The 16483-nt window shown below is 71.2% G+C and carries 10 protein-coding genes and 1 rRNA gene; 1 reads left to right on the top strand and 10 read right to left on the bottom strand.

Features of this window, described 5'->3' with window-relative positions; genetic code table 11:
* Positions 1 to 140: 140 nt before the first annotated feature.
* From DEJ06_RS12120 to DEJ06_RS12095, 6 genes are all read right to left on the bottom strand, one after another.
* Positions 141 to 2153 carry a glycoside hydrolase family 36 protein gene (locus DEJ06_RS12120; RefSeq protein ID WP_181436831.1) on the bottom strand — a complete coding sequence of 671 codons (2013 nt, stop codon included), beginning with the start codon at positions 2151 to 2153 and terminating at the stop codon, positions 141 to 143.
* Positions 2154 to 2245: 92 nt separating this feature from the next.
* The gene (locus DEJ06_RS12115) at positions 2246 to 3139 is read right to left on the bottom strand and encodes an ABC transporter ATP-binding protein (protein ID WP_111023915.1); all 894 of its coding nucleotides are present in this window, start codon (positions 3137 to 3139) and stop codon (positions 2246 to 2248) included.
* A complete protein-coding gene (locus tag DEJ06_RS12110; protein WP_111031005.1) occupies positions 3136 to 4092 on the bottom strand; it encodes an ABC transporter ATP-binding protein in 957 nt (318 codons plus the stop codon). Before DEJ06_RS12110 ends, DEJ06_RS12115 begins: the two co-directional genes overlap by 4 nt.
* A complete protein-coding gene (locus tag DEJ06_RS12105) occupies positions 4089 to 5129 on the bottom strand; it encodes an ABC transporter permease (protein ID WP_111023919.1) in 1041 nt (346 codons plus the stop codon). The genes DEJ06_RS12110 and DEJ06_RS12105 overlap by 4 nt, the downstream gene beginning before the upstream one ends.
* A gap of 14 nt (positions 5130 to 5143) precedes the next feature.
* Positions 5144 to 6133, bottom strand: coding sequence for an ABC transporter permease (locus DEJ06_RS12100; protein ID WP_071247140.1), 990 nt, complete (start codon positions 6131 to 6133; stop codon positions 5144 to 5146).
* A gap of 34 nt (positions 6134 to 6167) precedes the next feature.
* Positions 6168 to 7853: an ABC transporter substrate-binding protein gene (locus tag DEJ06_RS12095; protein WP_111039449.1), complete on the bottom strand. Its 1686-nt coding sequence runs from the start codon at positions 7851 to 7853 to the stop codon at positions 6168 to 6170.
* A gap of 116 nt (positions 7854 to 7969) precedes the next feature.
* Here DEJ06_RS12095 and DEJ06_RS12090 point away from each other — a divergent pair, with 116 nt between their 5' ends.
* Positions 7970 to 10525, top strand: a complete 2556-nt coding sequence (locus DEJ06_RS12090; RefSeq protein ID WP_111039448.1) for a glycoside hydrolase family 2 protein — start codon at positions 7970 to 7972, stop codon at positions 10523 to 10525.
* Between the two features lie 320 nt (positions 10526 to 10845).
* On the opposite strand, the gene DEJ06_RS12085 is transcribed toward DEJ06_RS12090, so the two are convergent.
* The 4 genes from DEJ06_RS12085 to rrf all read right to left on the bottom strand — a co-directional run.
* On the bottom strand, positions 10846 to 13005 hold the full coding sequence (locus tag DEJ06_RS12085; protein WP_258372485.1) for an alpha-galactosidase: 2160 nt from the start codon (positions 13003 to 13005) through the stop codon (positions 10846 to 10848).
* Complete coding sequence (locus tag DEJ06_RS12080; protein ID WP_111039447.1) at positions 13002 to 15017, bottom strand: beta-galactosidase; 2016 nt, start codon at positions 15015 to 15017, stop codon at positions 13002 to 13004. Before DEJ06_RS12080 ends, DEJ06_RS12085 begins: the two co-directional genes overlap by 4 nt.
* Before the next feature lie 105 nt (positions 15018 to 15122).
* Positions 15123 to 16253, bottom strand: coding sequence for an ROK family transcriptional regulator (locus tag DEJ06_RS12075; protein WP_111039446.1), 1131 nt, complete (start codon positions 16251 to 16253; stop codon positions 15123 to 15125).
* A gap of 127 nt (positions 16254 to 16380) precedes the next feature.
* Positions 16381 to 16483 (bottom strand): 5S ribosomal RNA (rrf, locus tag DEJ06_RS12070); the annotation flags it as partial.

Raw genomic sequence — 16483 nt, 5'->3', positions numbered from 1 at the left:
GAACCGTCACCGCGCGGACACGAACCCGCGTCCCCCGCGCTGTGGACGCGACCACCGACGAAACGGGAGGCACGGTGCCTGCCCGCACCGTGCCTCCCGTCCGCTCCAGCGCGCGCCCTGCCATCGCGACGCGCGCCCGCTCAGGCCTCCGCGTCCGCCTCCTGCGACCGGACGCGGAGCACCCGCGCTGTGGGGGTCGACCCGCCGTTCGCGACCTCGAGCGAGCCCGAAGCGGCGTCCCACGCCACGGACCACGACCCGAGTGCCGTCGGGAACAGTGGCTCGACGACCACCGCCTGCCTGGCGAACGCCGGCAGCGGCAACGACACCGACGTCGACGCACCGGGCAGCGACCACACCGACAGGTACAGCTCGCCCGAGGTGGCGTGCAGGCCGAGCGCGATCCACGGGTCCTCCCAAGCGGGCAGCCCGAGGGGCCAGACCGGGACGGACGCCTCGACGACGTCCAGCACCTGCCGGTGCGCGGCGATCGCGTCACCGACCACCGCGCGCTGCGACGACGACATCTCGTTGAGGTACCCGGACAGGTACATCCGGCCGAGCACCCCGTTCACGAGCGACAGCGTGAACAGCTCCGGGTCCATCGTCGGTGCCGGGTACGCCCAGTTCCCCGCCTGCTCGGGCAGCATCGCGGCGGGAGCGGCGGCGGCGATCGTGGCGGACAGCACCGGGTCCTGCTGGTCCGATGTCGACTGCATGTGCAGGCGCGAGAGCATGGCCCAGTCGGCGCGCATCGCTCCCGAGGCGCAGTTCTCGATGAGCAGTGCCGGGTACCGCTCCTGCACCGCGTCGAGCCAGTCGAGCAGGGCCCGCTGGTGGTCGAGCATCCCGGCGAACGGCCCGGTCATCGTGTTGTTGTCCATCTTGAAGAACGTCACGCCGAGTTCCCCGACGAGCCGGTCGACCACCGAGTCGAGGTGTGCGCGGGCCTCCGGCGAGCGCAGGTCGAGCAGGTGCCGCCCGTGCTCCGCGACCCGGACCCCGTGGTGCTCGACGAACGCGGACGGCGGCAGGGTCCCGGCCAGCGGCGAGTGGATGCCGATGACCTCGGGTTCGAGCCAGAGGCCGGCCTGCATACCCCGTGCACGGATGTGGTCGATGACGGCCCCGAGCCCCGTCGGGAACCGCGACGCTGCTTCCTCCCACGCTCCGACGGTGTCCCACCAGTGTCCCTCGGCGTACCAGCCGGCGTCGATGCAGAACAGGTCCGCTCCGGCGTCGGCGGCCGCGTCGATGAGCGGCAGGAGCTTCTCGGTCGTCGGATCGCCCATGAGCGTGTTCATGTAGTCGTTGAACACCAGGGGCAGGGCACGGTCGGACTCCCGCACGTGCCGGAACGCCCGTCGCTGCCGGGTGAGCACCCCGAAGGCGTCGTCGATCGACCCGGCGATGCCGACGGACACCGGCACCGAGGTGAACGGCTGCTCGGGCGTGACGACGGTGGTCCACTGGTGTTCCTGGTCGGTGGGGCCGCTCAGCAGCACGTACGCGTGCCGCCGGGTCTCGCCGAGCTCGTACAGCCACGGCCCGTTGTGCTCGACCTGCCAGACGAGCGCGTACGGAAGCGACACAGCGTCCTCCGCCCGCAGCACCCCGATCGGCAGCGCCTCACCGGTTGACCACGAGCCGCGGTTCTGCACGACGGCGCGGCTGCGGGGCGGGTGGTGCTGGGCCTCCCGGTCGATCGCCGCGAGCCCGATCGACCGCAGCGGATCGGTCCGCCACCGGCTCTCCGCTGCCCAGTCGTTGTCGGCGTGCACGAGGGCGAGGTCGTCGACGGAGGCGCCCGAGTCGGTCAGGAACGCCCCGGTCGCGAACGACGACACGGAGTCCACGACGTGCTCACCGCGCTCGGCCGACACCTCGGTCCACGTCTGGAACGCGGGCACGCCAGCGCGCGCCCGGAACACCGACTCGGTCTGGAGGCCCGTGGCCGCGTCCGCCTGCACGATCCGGAACCACAGGTCGGTCCCGTCGTCGTGCACGTGGTGCGACACGGGCCGCAGTCGCGCCCCGATCGTGGAGTCCACGTGCCGGAACCCGCCCGGGAACCGCCCGTGCCCGATCGTCGTCAGCTCGACGAGCGGCTGCGGGTCGTCCGGCCCGTCGGCGAGCGCTCTGCCCCCGGTCACGAACGACACCAGGGCGACAGGCTGATCGGGATGGATCCGGAACCGTGCCGCGAACCCGTCGGTGACCCAGTCGACAAACGTCGGCCCGTTGCTCATCGCGCCCCGACCGGTGCGGGCTCGCTCGACACCCAGTCCCCGACCGTGTGGTCGTAGCAGGTGGTGTTGTCGATCTTCGTCCGGTCGAGCGGCGGCCCCGCGGTGATCCGGCGCTCGGTGCGCTCCGGGTCGGGGGCGGCCTCGGCCAGCAGCCGGGTGTAGTCGTGGTGCGGGTCGAGGATGACCGCGTCCGACGGACCCCGCTCGACGACCCGGCCACGGTAGAGCACGAGGATCTCGTCGGAGAAGTGCCGCGCGGTCGCCAGGTCGTGCGTGATGTAGAGCACGGCGAGCTCGTCCTCGCGCTGCAGCCGACCGAGCAGGTTGAGCACGCTCAGGCGGATCGAGACGTCGAGCATCGACACGGGTTCGTCGGCGATGAGCACCTGGGCGCCCGGGGCGAGTGCGCGGGCGATGGCGACGCGCTGCCGCTGCCCGCCGGAGAGCTCGTGCGGCCGCCGCGACGCGAAGTCCTCGTCGAGGTTCACCCGACCGAGCAGTTCCCGCACCTTGTCGGCGGTCTCGTCAGCGCCGCGGGCTCGGTGGTGCAGCTGCAGCGGCCGGGCGATGTGGTGCTCGATCGAGTGGAACGGGTTGAGCGAGGCGAACGGATCCTGGAACACCATCTGCACGTGCCGCCGGTACATGCTGCCCTCGACGGGGGTGCCGTCCTCGAGCCGCACGTCGATCGAGCCGCGGGTCCGGGTCTCGAGCTTGGCGAGCATCCGCGCGATGGTGGACTTGCCCGAGCCGGACTCCCCCACCAGCGCGACGGTCCGGCCGGGCAGCAGGTCGAACGACACGTCGTCGACGGCCCGCAGGGTGGTGCGCTTCAGGCCCTTGCGGGTGTGGAAGTCCTTGCCGAGGTGGCTGACGGTCACACTGGTCATCGGTCCGTCTCCTGTGCTGCCTGGACCACGACGGCCCGGGTGTCGGTCTCGGGTTCGGCGCCGTCCTCGACCCCGGTGCGGATGAACGCGCCGCGGGCTCCGGACAGGCTCGGGAACGACTGCAGCAGCTTCCGCGTGTACGGGTGCTGCGGGTCGTGCTGGATCACGCTGGCGCGGTCGCACTCGACGACCTCGCCGCGGAGCATGATCGCGATCCGGTCGCTGATCTCGAGCAGCAGCGGCAGGTCGTGCGTGATGAACACGACGGCGAACCCGAGCTCGTCGCGCAGTCGGACGATCTCGCGCAGGATCTCCCGCTGCACCACGACGTCGAGCGCGGTGGTCGGCTCGTCCATGATCATGATCTGCGGTTCGAGCAGCATGGCCATCGCGATCATCACGCGCTGCCGCATGCCGCCCGACAGTTCGTGCGGGTACGCGGTGATGCGGGACGGGTCGACGCCGACGCGGCGCAGGGCGTCCTCAGCGATGGCCCGTCGTTCCTTGCGGGGCAGGCCCTTGCGGTGTTCGACCAGGGCGTCGTCGAGCTGGGCGCGGATCGTGGTGACCGGGTTGAGCGCGTTCATGGCCCCCTGGAACACCATCGACAGCTTCGACCACCGCACGGCCCGGAGCTGCTCGTGTGGCAGGCCGAGCAGGTCGACGTCGGTGCCGTCGCGGTCGTGGAACGTGATGCTGCCCGACGTGACCTTCGCCGGCGGCCGGTGCAGCCGGGTGATGGCGTACGCCAGGGTCGTCTTGCCGCAGCCCGACTCCCCCGCGAGCCCGAGGATCTCGCCGGGCGCCAGGGTGAGCGAGACGTCCTTGACGGCGTGCACGGGGTGCTCGGTCTCGTAGACCACGTCGAGGTGGTCGATGGTCAGCACGGCCGGGCGGCGGCCGTCGCCCGTGGCGCCGGAGGTGACCGGTCGTGCGGTGTCGGTGGCGCTCATCGGGCGACCCCCTTCGTGTCGTGACCGGCGGTGGCGACGCGGGCCGGGCCTCCCGAGCGGGCCGCACGCTTCGCACGACGGTCGCGCCGTCGCTGCGCACGCACATTCGCGAGTCGCGGGTTGATGACCTCGTCGATCGAGAAGTTCACCAGGGACAGGCCCATGCCGAGCAGGGCGATGAGCAGGCCCGGTGGCACGAACCACCACCAGGCGCCGTTCGCCAGCGCGAAGCCGTTCTGGGCGTAGAAGAGCATCGTGCCGAGCGTCGACGAGTTCGACGCCCCGAGCCCGAGGAACGACAGCCCCGCCTCCCCGAGGATCGCGGCGATCACCGCGAACACGAACTGCGACGCGAGCACCGGCAGCAGGTTCGGCAGGATCTCGACGGCGATGACCCGCCAGGGCCGTTCGCCGGCGACCCGGGCAGCGGACACGTAGTCGCGGTTGCGGATCGACATCGTCTGCGCCCGCAGCACCCGGGCGGACCCGGCCCACGACGTGATCGCCAGGACGACGGCGATGGTCCAGAGCCCGCGGGCCTCACGCGGCACCAGGCCGGAGATGACGATGACGAGCGGCAGGCCGGGGATGACGAGGAACACGTTCGAGAACAGCGAGAACGCCTCGTCCATGATCCCGCCCAGGTACGCGCCGAGGATGCCGAAGAACGCGGACAGCACCGTGGCGAGGACACCGACGATGAGCCCGATCTGCAGGCTGCCCCGGGTGGCGAAGGCGAGCTGCGCCAGGACGTCCTGACCGGTCTGGGTGGTGCCGAGGACGTTCGAGCCGCTCGGTCCCTGCAGCCCGGTGTCGCGGATGGTGGTCGGGTCGCCGACGAGCAGCGGTCCGATCACCCCGAACAGCGTGACGCCGGCGACGAGCGCGATGCCCGTGACGAGCCACGGGGTGAGGGTCGGGAGGAACCTGCGGATGCCGCCCTTCGACGCGCGCCGGGTGGCGATCGACGTGGTGCTGTCGGCCTCCTCGGTCAGTGCGCCGATGGTGGGCTCGGTCTCCTGCTGGATGTTGGTCATGGTCGTCTCCTCCCCTAGCTCCGGGCCCGCGTGCGCGGGTCGATCAGTCCGTACAGCAGGTCGACGACGAGGTTCGCGCCGAGGACCGCCAGGGTGATGAACAGGAAGATGCCCTGCATGAGCGCGTAGTCGTTGTTCGTCACCGCGGACAGCAGCTTCGACCCGATGCCCGGGTACGAGAACACCTGCTCGGTGACGACGGAACCGGACACGATGAACCCGAGGGAGATCGCGAACCCGGCGACGGACGGCAGCACGGCGTTCCGGGCGGCGTAGTTCCGCAGGATCTTGCCGTCCGACAGGCCCTTCGCCTGCGCGGTGGTGATGTAGTCCTCGGACAGCGTCGACACCATCATGTTGCGCATGCCGAGCAGCCAGCCGCCGAGCGACGCGAGCACGATCGTCACCGCCGGCAGCACCCCGTACTGCACCGCCGAGACGATGAAGTCCCAGTTGAACCCGGGCGTCAGGATGACGTCGTAGCCGCCCTGCGCCGGGAACAGGTGGAGCCCGGTGGCGAAGAAGTACACCAGGATCAGCGCGAGCCAGAAGTACGGCACCGCGGCGAGCAGGGTGGTGGCCGGCACGAACGAGTCGAGCCAGGTGCCGGGCCGCCACCCGACGAAGGCCCCGAGGCCGACGCCGATGATGGCGGCCACGATCGTGGCGATGCCGACCAGGGCGATCGTCCACGGCAGCGAACTGCCGATCACCTCGGTGACGGGTGCCGGGAAGTAGCTGACGGACACGCCGAGGTCACCGCGGAACACGTTGACCAGGTAGTGGCCGTACTGGGAGATGAGCGGCTCCGAGGAATCGCCACCGAGGAGCAGCTCGTACGCCTCCCGGGTCGCCGGGGTCACCTGCCCGCCGCGCTGCTGGAGCTTGGCGAGCAGGATGTCCACCGGGTTGCCGGGCAGGAGCCTGGGGATGATGAAGTTCAGCGTCAGGGCCGCCCACAGTGCGACGACGTAGAAGCCGATCTTGCGCAGGAAGTAGGTCATCGTCGAGTGCCCCTCGGTCGCGATCCCATCGGTGTCAGCCCTTCGCCGGCTTGAGCGCCTTGAAGATCTCGGCGTTGTCCGGGCTCGCCCAGACCGCCGGGAACGCGTACAGGTCGTCCTCCGTCGGCCAGCCGGTGAACTTCGCCGCGTGGAACTCGCTCGTCGTGCCGCCGGTCATCACGGGGATGTAGGGCAGGTCCTCGACGATGTGCTCCTGGATCGTGTCGAGCTCGGGCTGGGTCGCCGCGGTGTCCTCGGGGTTGATCGTGGCGAGCTTCGCGATGGCCTTGTCGACGTCGGGGTTGCTGTACCGCGAGATGTTCATCGGGGCCGCTTCACCGACCTTCGCGGTGTTGGCCGTCGTGAAGTAGTTGTTGTACAGGTAGTACGGGTTCGCCGTGGGGCCCTGACCGAGCGAGTCGATCGCGAGCTCGAAGTTGCCCTTGGTCTTCTTGTCGGTCCACTCGTTCCACGACGACTGCTGTGCCTTGAGCTCGATGCCCGCGGCCTTGAGCTGTTGCGTCATCGTGTCGATCGCGGTGATGTAGTCGGTCCACCCGGTGACGACCTCGACCGTCAGGGACAGCTTCTTGCCGTCCTTGGCGTAGATGCCGTCGGAGCCCTTCTCCCACCCGGCGTCCTCGAGGGTCGAGGCGGCCGCGTCGGTGTCGGCGGTCTCCGGCATCACGGCCGGCTCGATGTCCTTCGAGATGGTGTCCTTCTGCGTCGTGGTGAGCGCGAACGTCGGCGAGATCTCGCTCGCGGTGTTCTCGAACGCCAGCGAGTTGAGCTGCTTCCGGTTGATGGCGTCGGCGATCGCGTGGCGGACGGCCGGGTCGGTCTGCGGGCCGGCGCAGCCCAGGTCGGTGTTCGCGCAGGTCAGCAGGGCCATCTGGTTCTGACCGACGGTGATGCCGTCGTAGCCGTTGTAGTTGGCGGGGATGTCGTCCATGTTCGGCACCGGGCCGGTCTGCCAGTCGATCGACCCCTGCTTCAGCGCGTCGGCACCGGCGGTGTTGCCGGAGAGCGACAGGTAGCGGATGGTCTTCACGGCCGGGGCGCCGTCCCAGTACTTCTTGTTCGCCTCGAGGGTGAACGCCTGCGCCTTGAAGGTGCCGAGCGTGTACGGGCCGGTGCCGACGGGCTCGCGCACGACGTCGGTGGTCGGGTCGATGTCCTTCCACAGGTGCTCGGGCACGATCCAGGTCTTGCCGAGCAGGTTCGGGCCGAGCACGAACGACGGCTTGTCGAACGAGACGACGACCTTGTCGTCGCCGTCGGCCTTCGCGGTGCCGTCGTAGCCGATCGAGTTCAGGGCCTTCTGCTTCTTGAGCATGTCGAGCGTGAACACGACGTCCTTCGAGGTGAAGGGCTCGCCGTCGCTCCAGGTGGCTCCGTCGCGCAGCGTGATGGTGAGCTGCGTGCCGTCGTCGTTCCACTCGGAGGACTTGCCGAGCAGCGGCTTCGGGTCCTTCGTGTTGACGTTGGTGATGAAGAAGAGCGACTCGTAGATCGTGCCGACGCCGCCGATGTTGGACGGCGACCACGGGTTGAAGTTGATCTGGTAGTCGCCGGACTGGCCGGTGTACGCCACCAGGGTCGAGGCAGCGGCGTCGTTCGTGCTGGCGGTGCCGCTGGAGCTGCAGCCGCTGAGCGCGAGGCCGGCTGCGAGGAGAACGGCGCCGCCGATGGCGAGCCGTGAACGGGTTGGGTTGAACATCGTTGTCCTCTCGGTCTGCGTCGTCGCAGGGTCCACGTTGTGAGCGTGATTGTTACACGCGTAAACTAAGGCGGTCAAGGGGTCGGGTCACGGCCCCGTAACGATGAGGAGACGCAATGGAGCGGACCACCCTGGACGGCACGTGGACCCTCGAGGCGGTGACCGGGCCCGAGCAGTCGGCGGAGCACCGCGAACCGGTCGAGGCGCAGGTCCCCGGCTGCGTGCACACCGACCTGCTGCGGGCCGGCCGGATCCCCGACCCGTTCGACGGCGACGGCGAGGCCGCCACCCAGTGGATCGGTGACACCGTCTGGCGCTACCGCCGCACGTTCGAGTGGACTGCGCCGGACGAGACCCGCCACGACCTCGTCGCCGAGGGCCTCGACACCCTCGCCACGATCGAGCTCAACGGCATCGTCGTCGCGACCACCGCCAACCAGCACCGCTCGTACCGGTTCCCCGTCGGGCACCTGCTCCGACCGGGCACGAACGAGCTCGTCGTCACGTTCGACGCCCCAGTCCCCGCAGCCGAGCGCCTGTCCGCCCTGCACGGCGGCGAGCTGCCGCACGTCAACCACCACCCCTACAACGCGCTCCGCAAGAACGCGTCGAACTTCGGGTGGGACTGGGGCGTCGACGTCGCCACGAGCGGCATCTGGAAGTCGATCGGCATCGAGTCCTGGAGCGGCGTCCGCATCGCGGCCGTCCGCCCGCTCGTCGACCTCGACGGCACCACCGGGGTGCTGACGGCCCACGTCGACGTCGAGCACGCCGGCTCCACCGGCTCCTTCTCGCAGGCGATCGGCAGCGCGCCCGTCGCGTCCGCGGACGGTTCCGCGGGCACCGGCCTGGAGGCCCGGATCACCCTGGCCCCGCACCCCGCGTCCGCAGGACACGCCGGTTCCGACACCGCCGGCCGGGTGGCCGACGCGCGCCCCGTCGTCGACGGTGCCGCGACCGTCCGCCTCGAGGTCCCCGACGTCGCCGTCTGGTGGCCCCGCGGCGAGGGGGACCAGCCGCTGTACGACGTGCGGGTCGAGGTCGGCGACGACGTGTGGACCGGCCGCGTCGGATTCCGCACCGTCACGCTCGACACCGCCGCCGACGCCGGCGGCGCGCCGTTCCTGCTCCGCGTCAACGGCCGTCCGGTCATGGTGCGCGGGGCGAACTGGATCCCCGACCACGCCTACCTGACCGAGATGACGCCCGAGCGGTACGCGGACCGGATCCAGGACGCGATCGACGCGAACATGAACCTGCTGCGCATCTGGGGCGGCGGCATCTACGAGTCCGACGACCTGTACGACCGGTGCGACGAGCTCGGCGTCCTGGTGTGGCAGGACTTCCTGTTCGCCTGTGCCGCCTACGCCGAGGAGCCCTGGCTCGCCGACGAGGTCGAGCCCGAGGTCCGCGAGGCCGTCACCCGCCTCAGCCCGCACCCGTCACTCGTGGTGTGGAACGGCAACAACGAGAACCTCGTCGCCTACGCCGAGTGGGGCTGGCGGCCGTCGCTCGTCGGCCGGACCTGGGGCAACGGCTACTACCGTTCCCTGCTGCCGTCGGTCGTCGCCGAGCTGGACCCGACCCGGCCGTACACGCCGGGCAGCCCGTTCTCGTTCGACGAGTACCTGACGCCGAACGACCAGCGGAACGGCAGCGTGCACATCTGGGACGTGTGGAACCGGCTCGACTACCGCGCCTACGCCGACTGGGAGCCGCGGTTCGTCGCCGAGTTCGGGTTCCAGGGCCCGCCGGCGTGGTCGACCCTGACCGCGGTGGTGCACGACGAGCCCCTCGACCCGGACGGCCACGAGATGCTCGTGCACCAGAAGGCCCACCAGGGCAACGGGAAGCTCGCCGACGGCATGCGCGGGCACCTGCCCGAGCCGACCTCCATCGAGGACTGGCACTTCGCCGCGCAGCTCAACCAGGCGCACGCGATCCGCTTCGGCATGGAGTGGTTCCGCTCCCGCACGCCCGACAACACCGGCATGGTCGTCTGGCAGCTCAACGACGACTGGCCCGTGGTGTCCTGGGCCCTGGTCGACCACGCCGGCATCCGGAAGCCCGTCTGGTACGCCGTCCGGCAGGCCTACCAGCCCGTGCTGCTCACCGTCCAGCCGTCGTCCGGTGCCCAGGGCGGTGACGGCGACGGCGACGGAGGTCTCGACGTCGTCCTCGTCAACGCGTCCGGGGCGTCGGTCGCCGACGAGGTCACCGTCTCCCGTGTGGCCTTCGACGGCACCGTGCTCGAGTCGTCGTCGTTCATGCTCGCGGCCGCCCCCGCCGATGCCGACCGGGTGCAGCTGCCGTCGTCGCTCGCGGCACCGGGCGACCCCGGTTCCGAGGTCCTCGTCGTCACGGGAGCCGGCACCCGCACCGTGCACGACTTCGCCGAGGTCGTCGACCAGGCACTCGACCACTCGCCCCTGTCCACGGTGGTGTCGGCGACGGAGGACGGCGCAACGGTCACCGTGACGGCGACGGCGTACGCGCGCGACGTCTCGCTGTTCCCCGACCGCGTGGATGCGGCCGCCCGCGTCGACGACGGGTTGGTGTCCTTGCTCCCCGGCGAGTCGGTGACCTTCACGGTGACGGGTGCGCCGGGCATCGCTGCACAGGAGCTCGTCCACCCGCTCGTCCTCCGACACGCAGGTTCGCTCCTGCCCTGACCCGGGTGCCCTAGGGGGGACGGCGACGTTCCCTCGCGCCGCTGACGGTTCCGGTTCACGATCCCCCGGGTTCGCGAACCGGAACCGTCACCCGAGCACCCCCACCCACCTCCGCTGCACCCGCAACCCGGCGGCCCGCAACACCACAGCCCGCGGACGGAGGGACCGTCCCGCGCGGCACCCCACCGATCGCCCGGGACGGACACTTCCTCTCGACGCGTGACGGTTCTGGTTCACGATCCCCGAGGATCGCGAACCAGAACCGTCACGTCGCCGATCAGGAAACGCTTCCCCCGCCGAAACAGCGCGGCTGACGGCGCTCAGTCGATCGTGCGGAGCTCCAGCACGATCGCGGTCGCGGGTGCGAGCAGCGGGAGCCGCGCGCCGACGTCCTCGAGCACGGCGCCGGTCAGTTCCAGGTGTCCGCGCACGAGCCACTCCGGCGGCACCATGTCGAGCCCGCGCGGGACAGCGAGCCCGGACACCGGGGCGAGCCGGTAGCGCCGCGACCGGTCGAGTCCGCGCATCCGGAGCGGCACCGGCAACGACCTCGGCCCCGTCTCCGTCCGCGCCACCCGCACCAGCGCACGCGAACGGTCGGTGGCCACGACCGACGTCGCCACCGTCCCCGGATCCCCGAGGTCCAGGTGCCGCAGCCGCCCGGAGTGCAGCAGCCCGCGCTCCCGTCGGTACAGCGCCGTCCAGGCCCGGAGCCGGTCGAGCTCCTCGGGCGACAGCTTCGTGATGTCGGTCTCGATGCCGGCCGAGCCGAACAACGACACCGCCATCCGGAAGTCCAGGTCGAGGTGCCGGCCCGTGGTGTGCGAGACCTCCGGCCCGACGTGCGAGCCGATCAGCTCGAGCGGGAGCAGTGCCTCGGTCCACCGCTGGATCGGCAGTCGCTCGAAGGCGTCGTTCGAGTCCGACGGCCACACCCGGTCGGTGCGCTCGAGCACGCCGAGGTCGATCCGGGCACCGCCGCTCGCGCACGCCTCGATCTCGAGCCACGGGTGCCGCGCACGCAGCTCGTCCATCAACGCGTACACGCCGCGGGTGTGCGCGTCGATGCCGGCGCGTCCCGCGTGCACCGCGTGCACGATGTCCCGGTTCTGGTCCCACTTCACGAAGTCGACGTGGTGCTCGCCGATCACCCGGGACATGCTCTCGAGCACGTGGTGCCGGGCCAGCGGGTTCGCCATGTCGAGCACGTACTGGTTCCGCCACGTGCGGACGTCGTCCTCGGGGCGCTGCAGCAACCACTCGGGGTGGGCCTCCGCCAGCTCGGACACCGGGCTGACCATCTCGGGCTCGAACCACAGCCCGAACTCCATGCCGAGCGCACGTACGCGGTCGACGAGCGGTGCCAGCCCGTCCGGCCACACCGTCGGGTCGACGCGCCAGTCCCCGAGCGAGGTCGAGTCCGACCGCCGGCCGAGGAACCACCCGTCGTCGAGCACGAACCGCTCGACGCCGATGTCCGCCGCCGTCTCCGCCAGTGCCACCAGGGGTTCGAGCTCCTGCCGGTAGTAGACGGCCTCCCACGTGTTGAGCACCACGGGCCGGGGTCGTCGCGGGGGCCCCGGGCGGCTGCGCAACGAGTCGTGCAGGCGGTCGGACAGCCCGTCGATCCCGGTGTCGCTCCACACGAACACCGCATCAGGGGAAGCGAACGAGTCCCCTTCGCCGAGCACGACCTCGCCGGCACGCAGCAGTTCTCCGGCACCGAGCAATGGTCGCGCCTCGGCGAGCTGGTCGTACCGGTACACCGAGTCCGCGCTCCAGGCCAGGTGCACCGCCCACAGCTCGCCCTCGGCGTCCGAGAACCCGGGCGTCCCGAGCACGAGCAACGTCGGCGAGTCGTGGCCCGTCCGCCCGCGACGGCTCTCCCGCGCGTGGCTCCCGGCCGTCGCCGACCGGCGCTGCGGTGTGCGCTCACGCGTCCACCGTCCGCCCAGGTCGAGCACCTCGGCGATCCGCTCCCCCACGGGCAGCGTCGCCTCGAGCGCCTGCACGTGCACGGGCTCGGCGTGGGTGTTCGTCACCGTGTGCCGCACCCGCAGCACCCCCGCGGAGTCGAGCGCGAACTCGCTCCGGAGCGCCAACGAGTCCGACTCGGCGGTCACGACGATCCGCTCGTCGTCACCGATCACCACAACGTCGAGCCACCGCGGCACGAGCGGCATCCCGTCCACGTGCCCCGCGATCCCCGGTCGCCCCTCCCACCCGTCGCGCTCGGTCGGCAGCACCGTGAGTGGCCACCGCGCGTCCAGCGCACTCGGTCCGAGCGGCCGGCCGAGTGCGAGCAGCAGGTCGGCCGCATCGTCCGGCGCGACGGGCCCGACGTCCCGACCCCAGTGCAGCACCTCGGGCAGCCGGTCCGCTGCGGACGCCAGCACCAGCGACACCCCGGCCGATCGCAGCACGTGCACGCGTCGATCGCCTGCACCGACGGCTGTCGACTCGCGCTCCACGACGGTCACGAGGCCCGCTCCTCGCGCAGCACGCGGACGCGTCCGGCCGGCACGACGGTGTCCGGCCCGTGGCCGGACCCGTCGAGCAGGTCCGTGCCGGACGCGACGACCGTGATGTCGTCAGCGCGGTGGTTGACGAGGAACAGGAAAGCGGAACCGTCGTCACCGACGCGACGCACCGCCTCCAGGCCGGGAGGCCCGGTGACCGTCCGCAGGATCCCCCGCTCCGCGATCACCCCGTCCACGAGCCGTTGGATGCTGTCGTCCGCGAGCATCGCGGACACGTACCAGGCGCCGCCGCCGACGGCGCGGCGCGTGACGGCGGGCCGGCCCGCGAGCGGGCCGTCGGTGTAGCGGAGCACGGACTCGGCGTCCTCGAGGACGACCGCCTCGGCCCAGTCGGTGACGACCTCGCCGTCGTCGAGGGTCCAGCGTTCATCGCGCTGGAGCGGGGTGAACTCCTCGCTCCAGGCGCCGAGCACCTCGCGGAACGCGCCCGGGTAGCCGCCGGTGCGGATGCGTGCTGTCTCGTCGGCGACGCCGGACAGGTACGTGACGATCAGGGTGGCGCCGCGGTCCACCACGGCGGACAGCCGCGCGGCGGTCGCGTCGTCGACGATGAGCATCGTCGGCACGACGACCACGTCGTAGCCGTCCAGGTCGGCGTCGGCGGGGACCACGTCCGTGAGCACCTGCCGGTCGTGGAACGCGCGGTGCCAGGCGCGGAGCTCCCGGCCGTAGCGCAGGCCCCGGTGCGGCTTGAGCCCCGACTGCACAGCCCACCCGGAGGCCTCGTCCACGACGATCGCGACCCGGGCCGGCTCGACGCGGGTGCCCTGCACGGGTGCGAGGGCCTGCAGTGCCCGGCCGAGGGCGAGCACCTCGCGCCAGATGCGAGTGCGGGTGCCGGCGTGCGGGAGCATCGCCGAGTGGAACTGCTCCGCACCCGCGGTGGAGGCCCGCCACTGGAAGAACAGCGCCCCGTCGGACCCGTGCGCGACGTGCGCCAGGGCGTTCCGGACGAGCTCCGCGGGTTCCTTGGCGCGGTTGCGCTGCTGCCAGCTCGGGCCACCCGTCGAGTGCTCCATGAGCAGCCACGGACGGCGGTCCGCCGACATCCCGCGCATCCGGTCACCGGCCAGCGCGAGGTCCTGCTCGCGGCGGGTGTCGTCGACCAGGGTGTAGTGGTCATTCGCGACGATCGCCACGTGCTTCGCCCACCCGGCGTAGTCGACGACCTGCGACCCGGCGCCCACCATGAAGTTCGTCGTCACCGGCACGTCCGAGTGCTGCTCGATGACGGCCTTCTCGGCGTCGTACTGGCGGAGCAGCGCGTCGGAGGAGTACCGCTCGAAGTCCAGCGCGAGCCCGGGGTTCGGCGCCCCGCCCACACCGCGCGGTGGCGAGACCTCGTCGAACGAGGTGTACGTGTGCCCCCAGAAGGCCGTGCCCCACGCGTCGTTCGCGGCCTCGACGTCGCCGTACTTCGCGACGAGCCAGTGCCGGAAGTCCGCTGCCGACTCCTCGCAGTAGCACCGGCCGTTGCCGCCGCCGAGCTCGTTGCTCACGTGCCAGAGCCGCACCGCGGGATGCCGGCCGTACCGCTCCGCCAGCGCGTCGACCATGCGGAGCGCGTACTCCCGGAACAGCTCGGAGGCCGGGCACCACCCGAGTCGTCCACCCGGTCGCTCTCGCCGCTCCGTGGCGTCCACGGGCAGGATCTCCGGGTGTGCGGTCAGCAGCCAGTTCGGTGGTGCAGCGGTCGGCGTCGCGAGGTCCACCGCGATGCCGTTCTCGTGGAGCAGCGCGAGGACGTCGTCGAGCCACTCCCACGTGAAGTCCCCCGGCGACCGCTCGAGCAGTGCCCACGAGAACACCCCGACGGTGACCAGGTTCACCCCGGCCTCGCGCATGAGTCGGACGTCCTCGAGCCAGGTCTCCCGGGGCCACTGCTCGGGGCTGTAGTCGCCGCCGAACGACAGGCCGTCGGTCGGCCACGGAACGGTGGGGGCAGCGGTCACGGCATCTCCTTCGATGGTGTGGACCGCTCAAGCCTCCCGTCTGCGTCCGCGTTTGTCAACGTGTGTAACTAACGCGCCGACACCTATGCCTGATCCCTCGACCGCTCACTCCCCCAGCAGCCGGCGGATGGCGAGGACCGCCCCGGCGCGTGCCCACTCCGAGAACTCGAACGGCTGCACCTCCACCGTGACCGGCTCGGTGTACGGCGCCAGTGCGGCCCGCATCGACTCGTCGACGGTCGCCCGCGCCAGGTCGTACACGGGCAGCCCGTCGCCCGTCAGGACGATCGCCGAGGGGTCTGCGATGTGCACCGCGGTGGCGAGCAGGACCCCGAGGGCGCGGCCGGCATCCTCGAACGCAGCGAGGGCTGCCTCGTCACCGTCCCGGGCGAGCTCGACCACCTGGTCGTAGGTCTTCCCCTCGTGGCCGGCGTTCCGCACGATGACCGGGCTGGGAAGGTAGCTCGAGGCGCACCCGGCGTGACCGAGGCCACAGTCCGGACCTCCCCCGAGGACTGGAAGGTGCCCGATGCGCCCCAGTCGCCCGTGCTCCCCGGTGGAGACCTGCCCGTTCGCGATGAGCCCGAGGCCCAGGCCCTCACCGACCGTCACGAGCACCATCGACCCGCGACCGGCACCCGCACCGAACCAGTGCTCCTTCGCCGTGAGCGCATGGACGTCGTTCGCGGTGAACGTGGCGATGCCCGTCCGCTCCTCGAGCATCCGGGCGAAGGGCACCTCGTGCCACCCGAGGAACACCGACGCCGCGACGACGGACTCCCCCGCGCGGACCATGACGTCGCCGGGCAGCGAGACCCCGATCGCACAGATGGCCGGGTGCGCATCCCGGAGCCGGGCGAGCACCGCCGCGATCTGCTCCGCGAGCGGCTCGGCGGCGGTGTCGTCGATCGCCTCTTCGTGCAGGGCGAGGACCCGTCCGCCCAGGTCCGTGACCGCGGCGTACAGGCGGTCCTTCGTGAGCTTGATGCCGAGGAACTCCCACTGCCCGCTGCTCACCTGCAGGAGCTCCGACGGGCGGCCGGTGGCGCCGCGAACATCAGTGCCGACCTCGACCACGAGCCGCTGTGACACGAGGATGCGCATCGCCCGCGTGAGGCTCGCCCGTGAGAGCCCGAGTGACCGGGCGATCTCGGCACGGGAGAGCACCCCGTGGATGAGGATCTCCCGCAGCGCCAGTCGGGAGCCGTCGGGCAGGGCCGGCCAGGCTTCGGTCATCGTTCCTCCGTCGTCGGCTGATCCTACGGCCTGACCGGTCCCCGTCGACAAGGACCCAGAACGGGCCGGGAACGCAGAAAACCCCTGACCACGAATGGTCAGGGGTTCCCTGGTGTTTCTACGTTAAGTCCGGCGGCGTCCTACTCTCCCACAAGGTCCCCCTTGCAGTACCATCGGCGCTGAGAGGCTTAGCTTCCGGGTTCGGAATGTGACCGGGCGTTTCCCTCTCG

Origin of the sequence: Curtobacterium sp. MCLR17_051 (assembly GCF_003234395.1) — a bacterium.
Taxonomy (GTDB): domain Bacteria; phylum Actinomycetota; class Actinomycetes; order Actinomycetales; family Microbacteriaceae; genus Curtobacterium; species Curtobacterium flaccumfaciens.
This window is presented reverse-complemented; position numbering and strand designations above follow the sequence as displayed.

Bases quoted from the DNA above. Each gene is read 5' to 3' on its own strand.
- DEJ06_RS12115 (WP_111023915.1), bottom strand. From the start codon at position 3,139: ATGACCAGTGTGACCGTCAGCCACCTCGGCAAGGACTTCCACACCCGC.
- DEJ06_RS12110 (WP_111031005.1), bottom strand. From the start codon at position 4,092: ATGAGCGCCACCGACACCGCACGACCGGTCACCTCCGGCGCCACGGGC.
- DEJ06_RS12105 (WP_111023919.1), bottom strand. From the start codon at position 5,129: ATGACCAACATCCAGCAGGAGACCGAGCCCACCATCGGCGCACTGACC.
- DEJ06_RS12100 (WP_071247140.1), bottom strand. From the start codon at position 6,133: ATGACCTACTTCCTGCGCAAGATCGGCTTCTACGTCGTCGCACTGTGG.
- DEJ06_RS12095 (WP_111039449.1), bottom strand. From the start codon at position 7,853: ATGTTCAACCCAACCCGTTCACGGCTCGCCATCGGCGGCGCCGTTCTC.
- DEJ06_RS12090 (WP_111039448.1), top strand. From the start codon at position 7,970: ATGGAGCGGACCACCCTGGACGGCACGTGGACCCTCGAGGCGGTGACC.
- DEJ06_RS12075 (WP_111039446.1), bottom strand. From the start codon at position 16,253: ATGACCGAAGCCTGGCCGGCCCTGCCCGACGGCTCCCGACTGGCGCTG.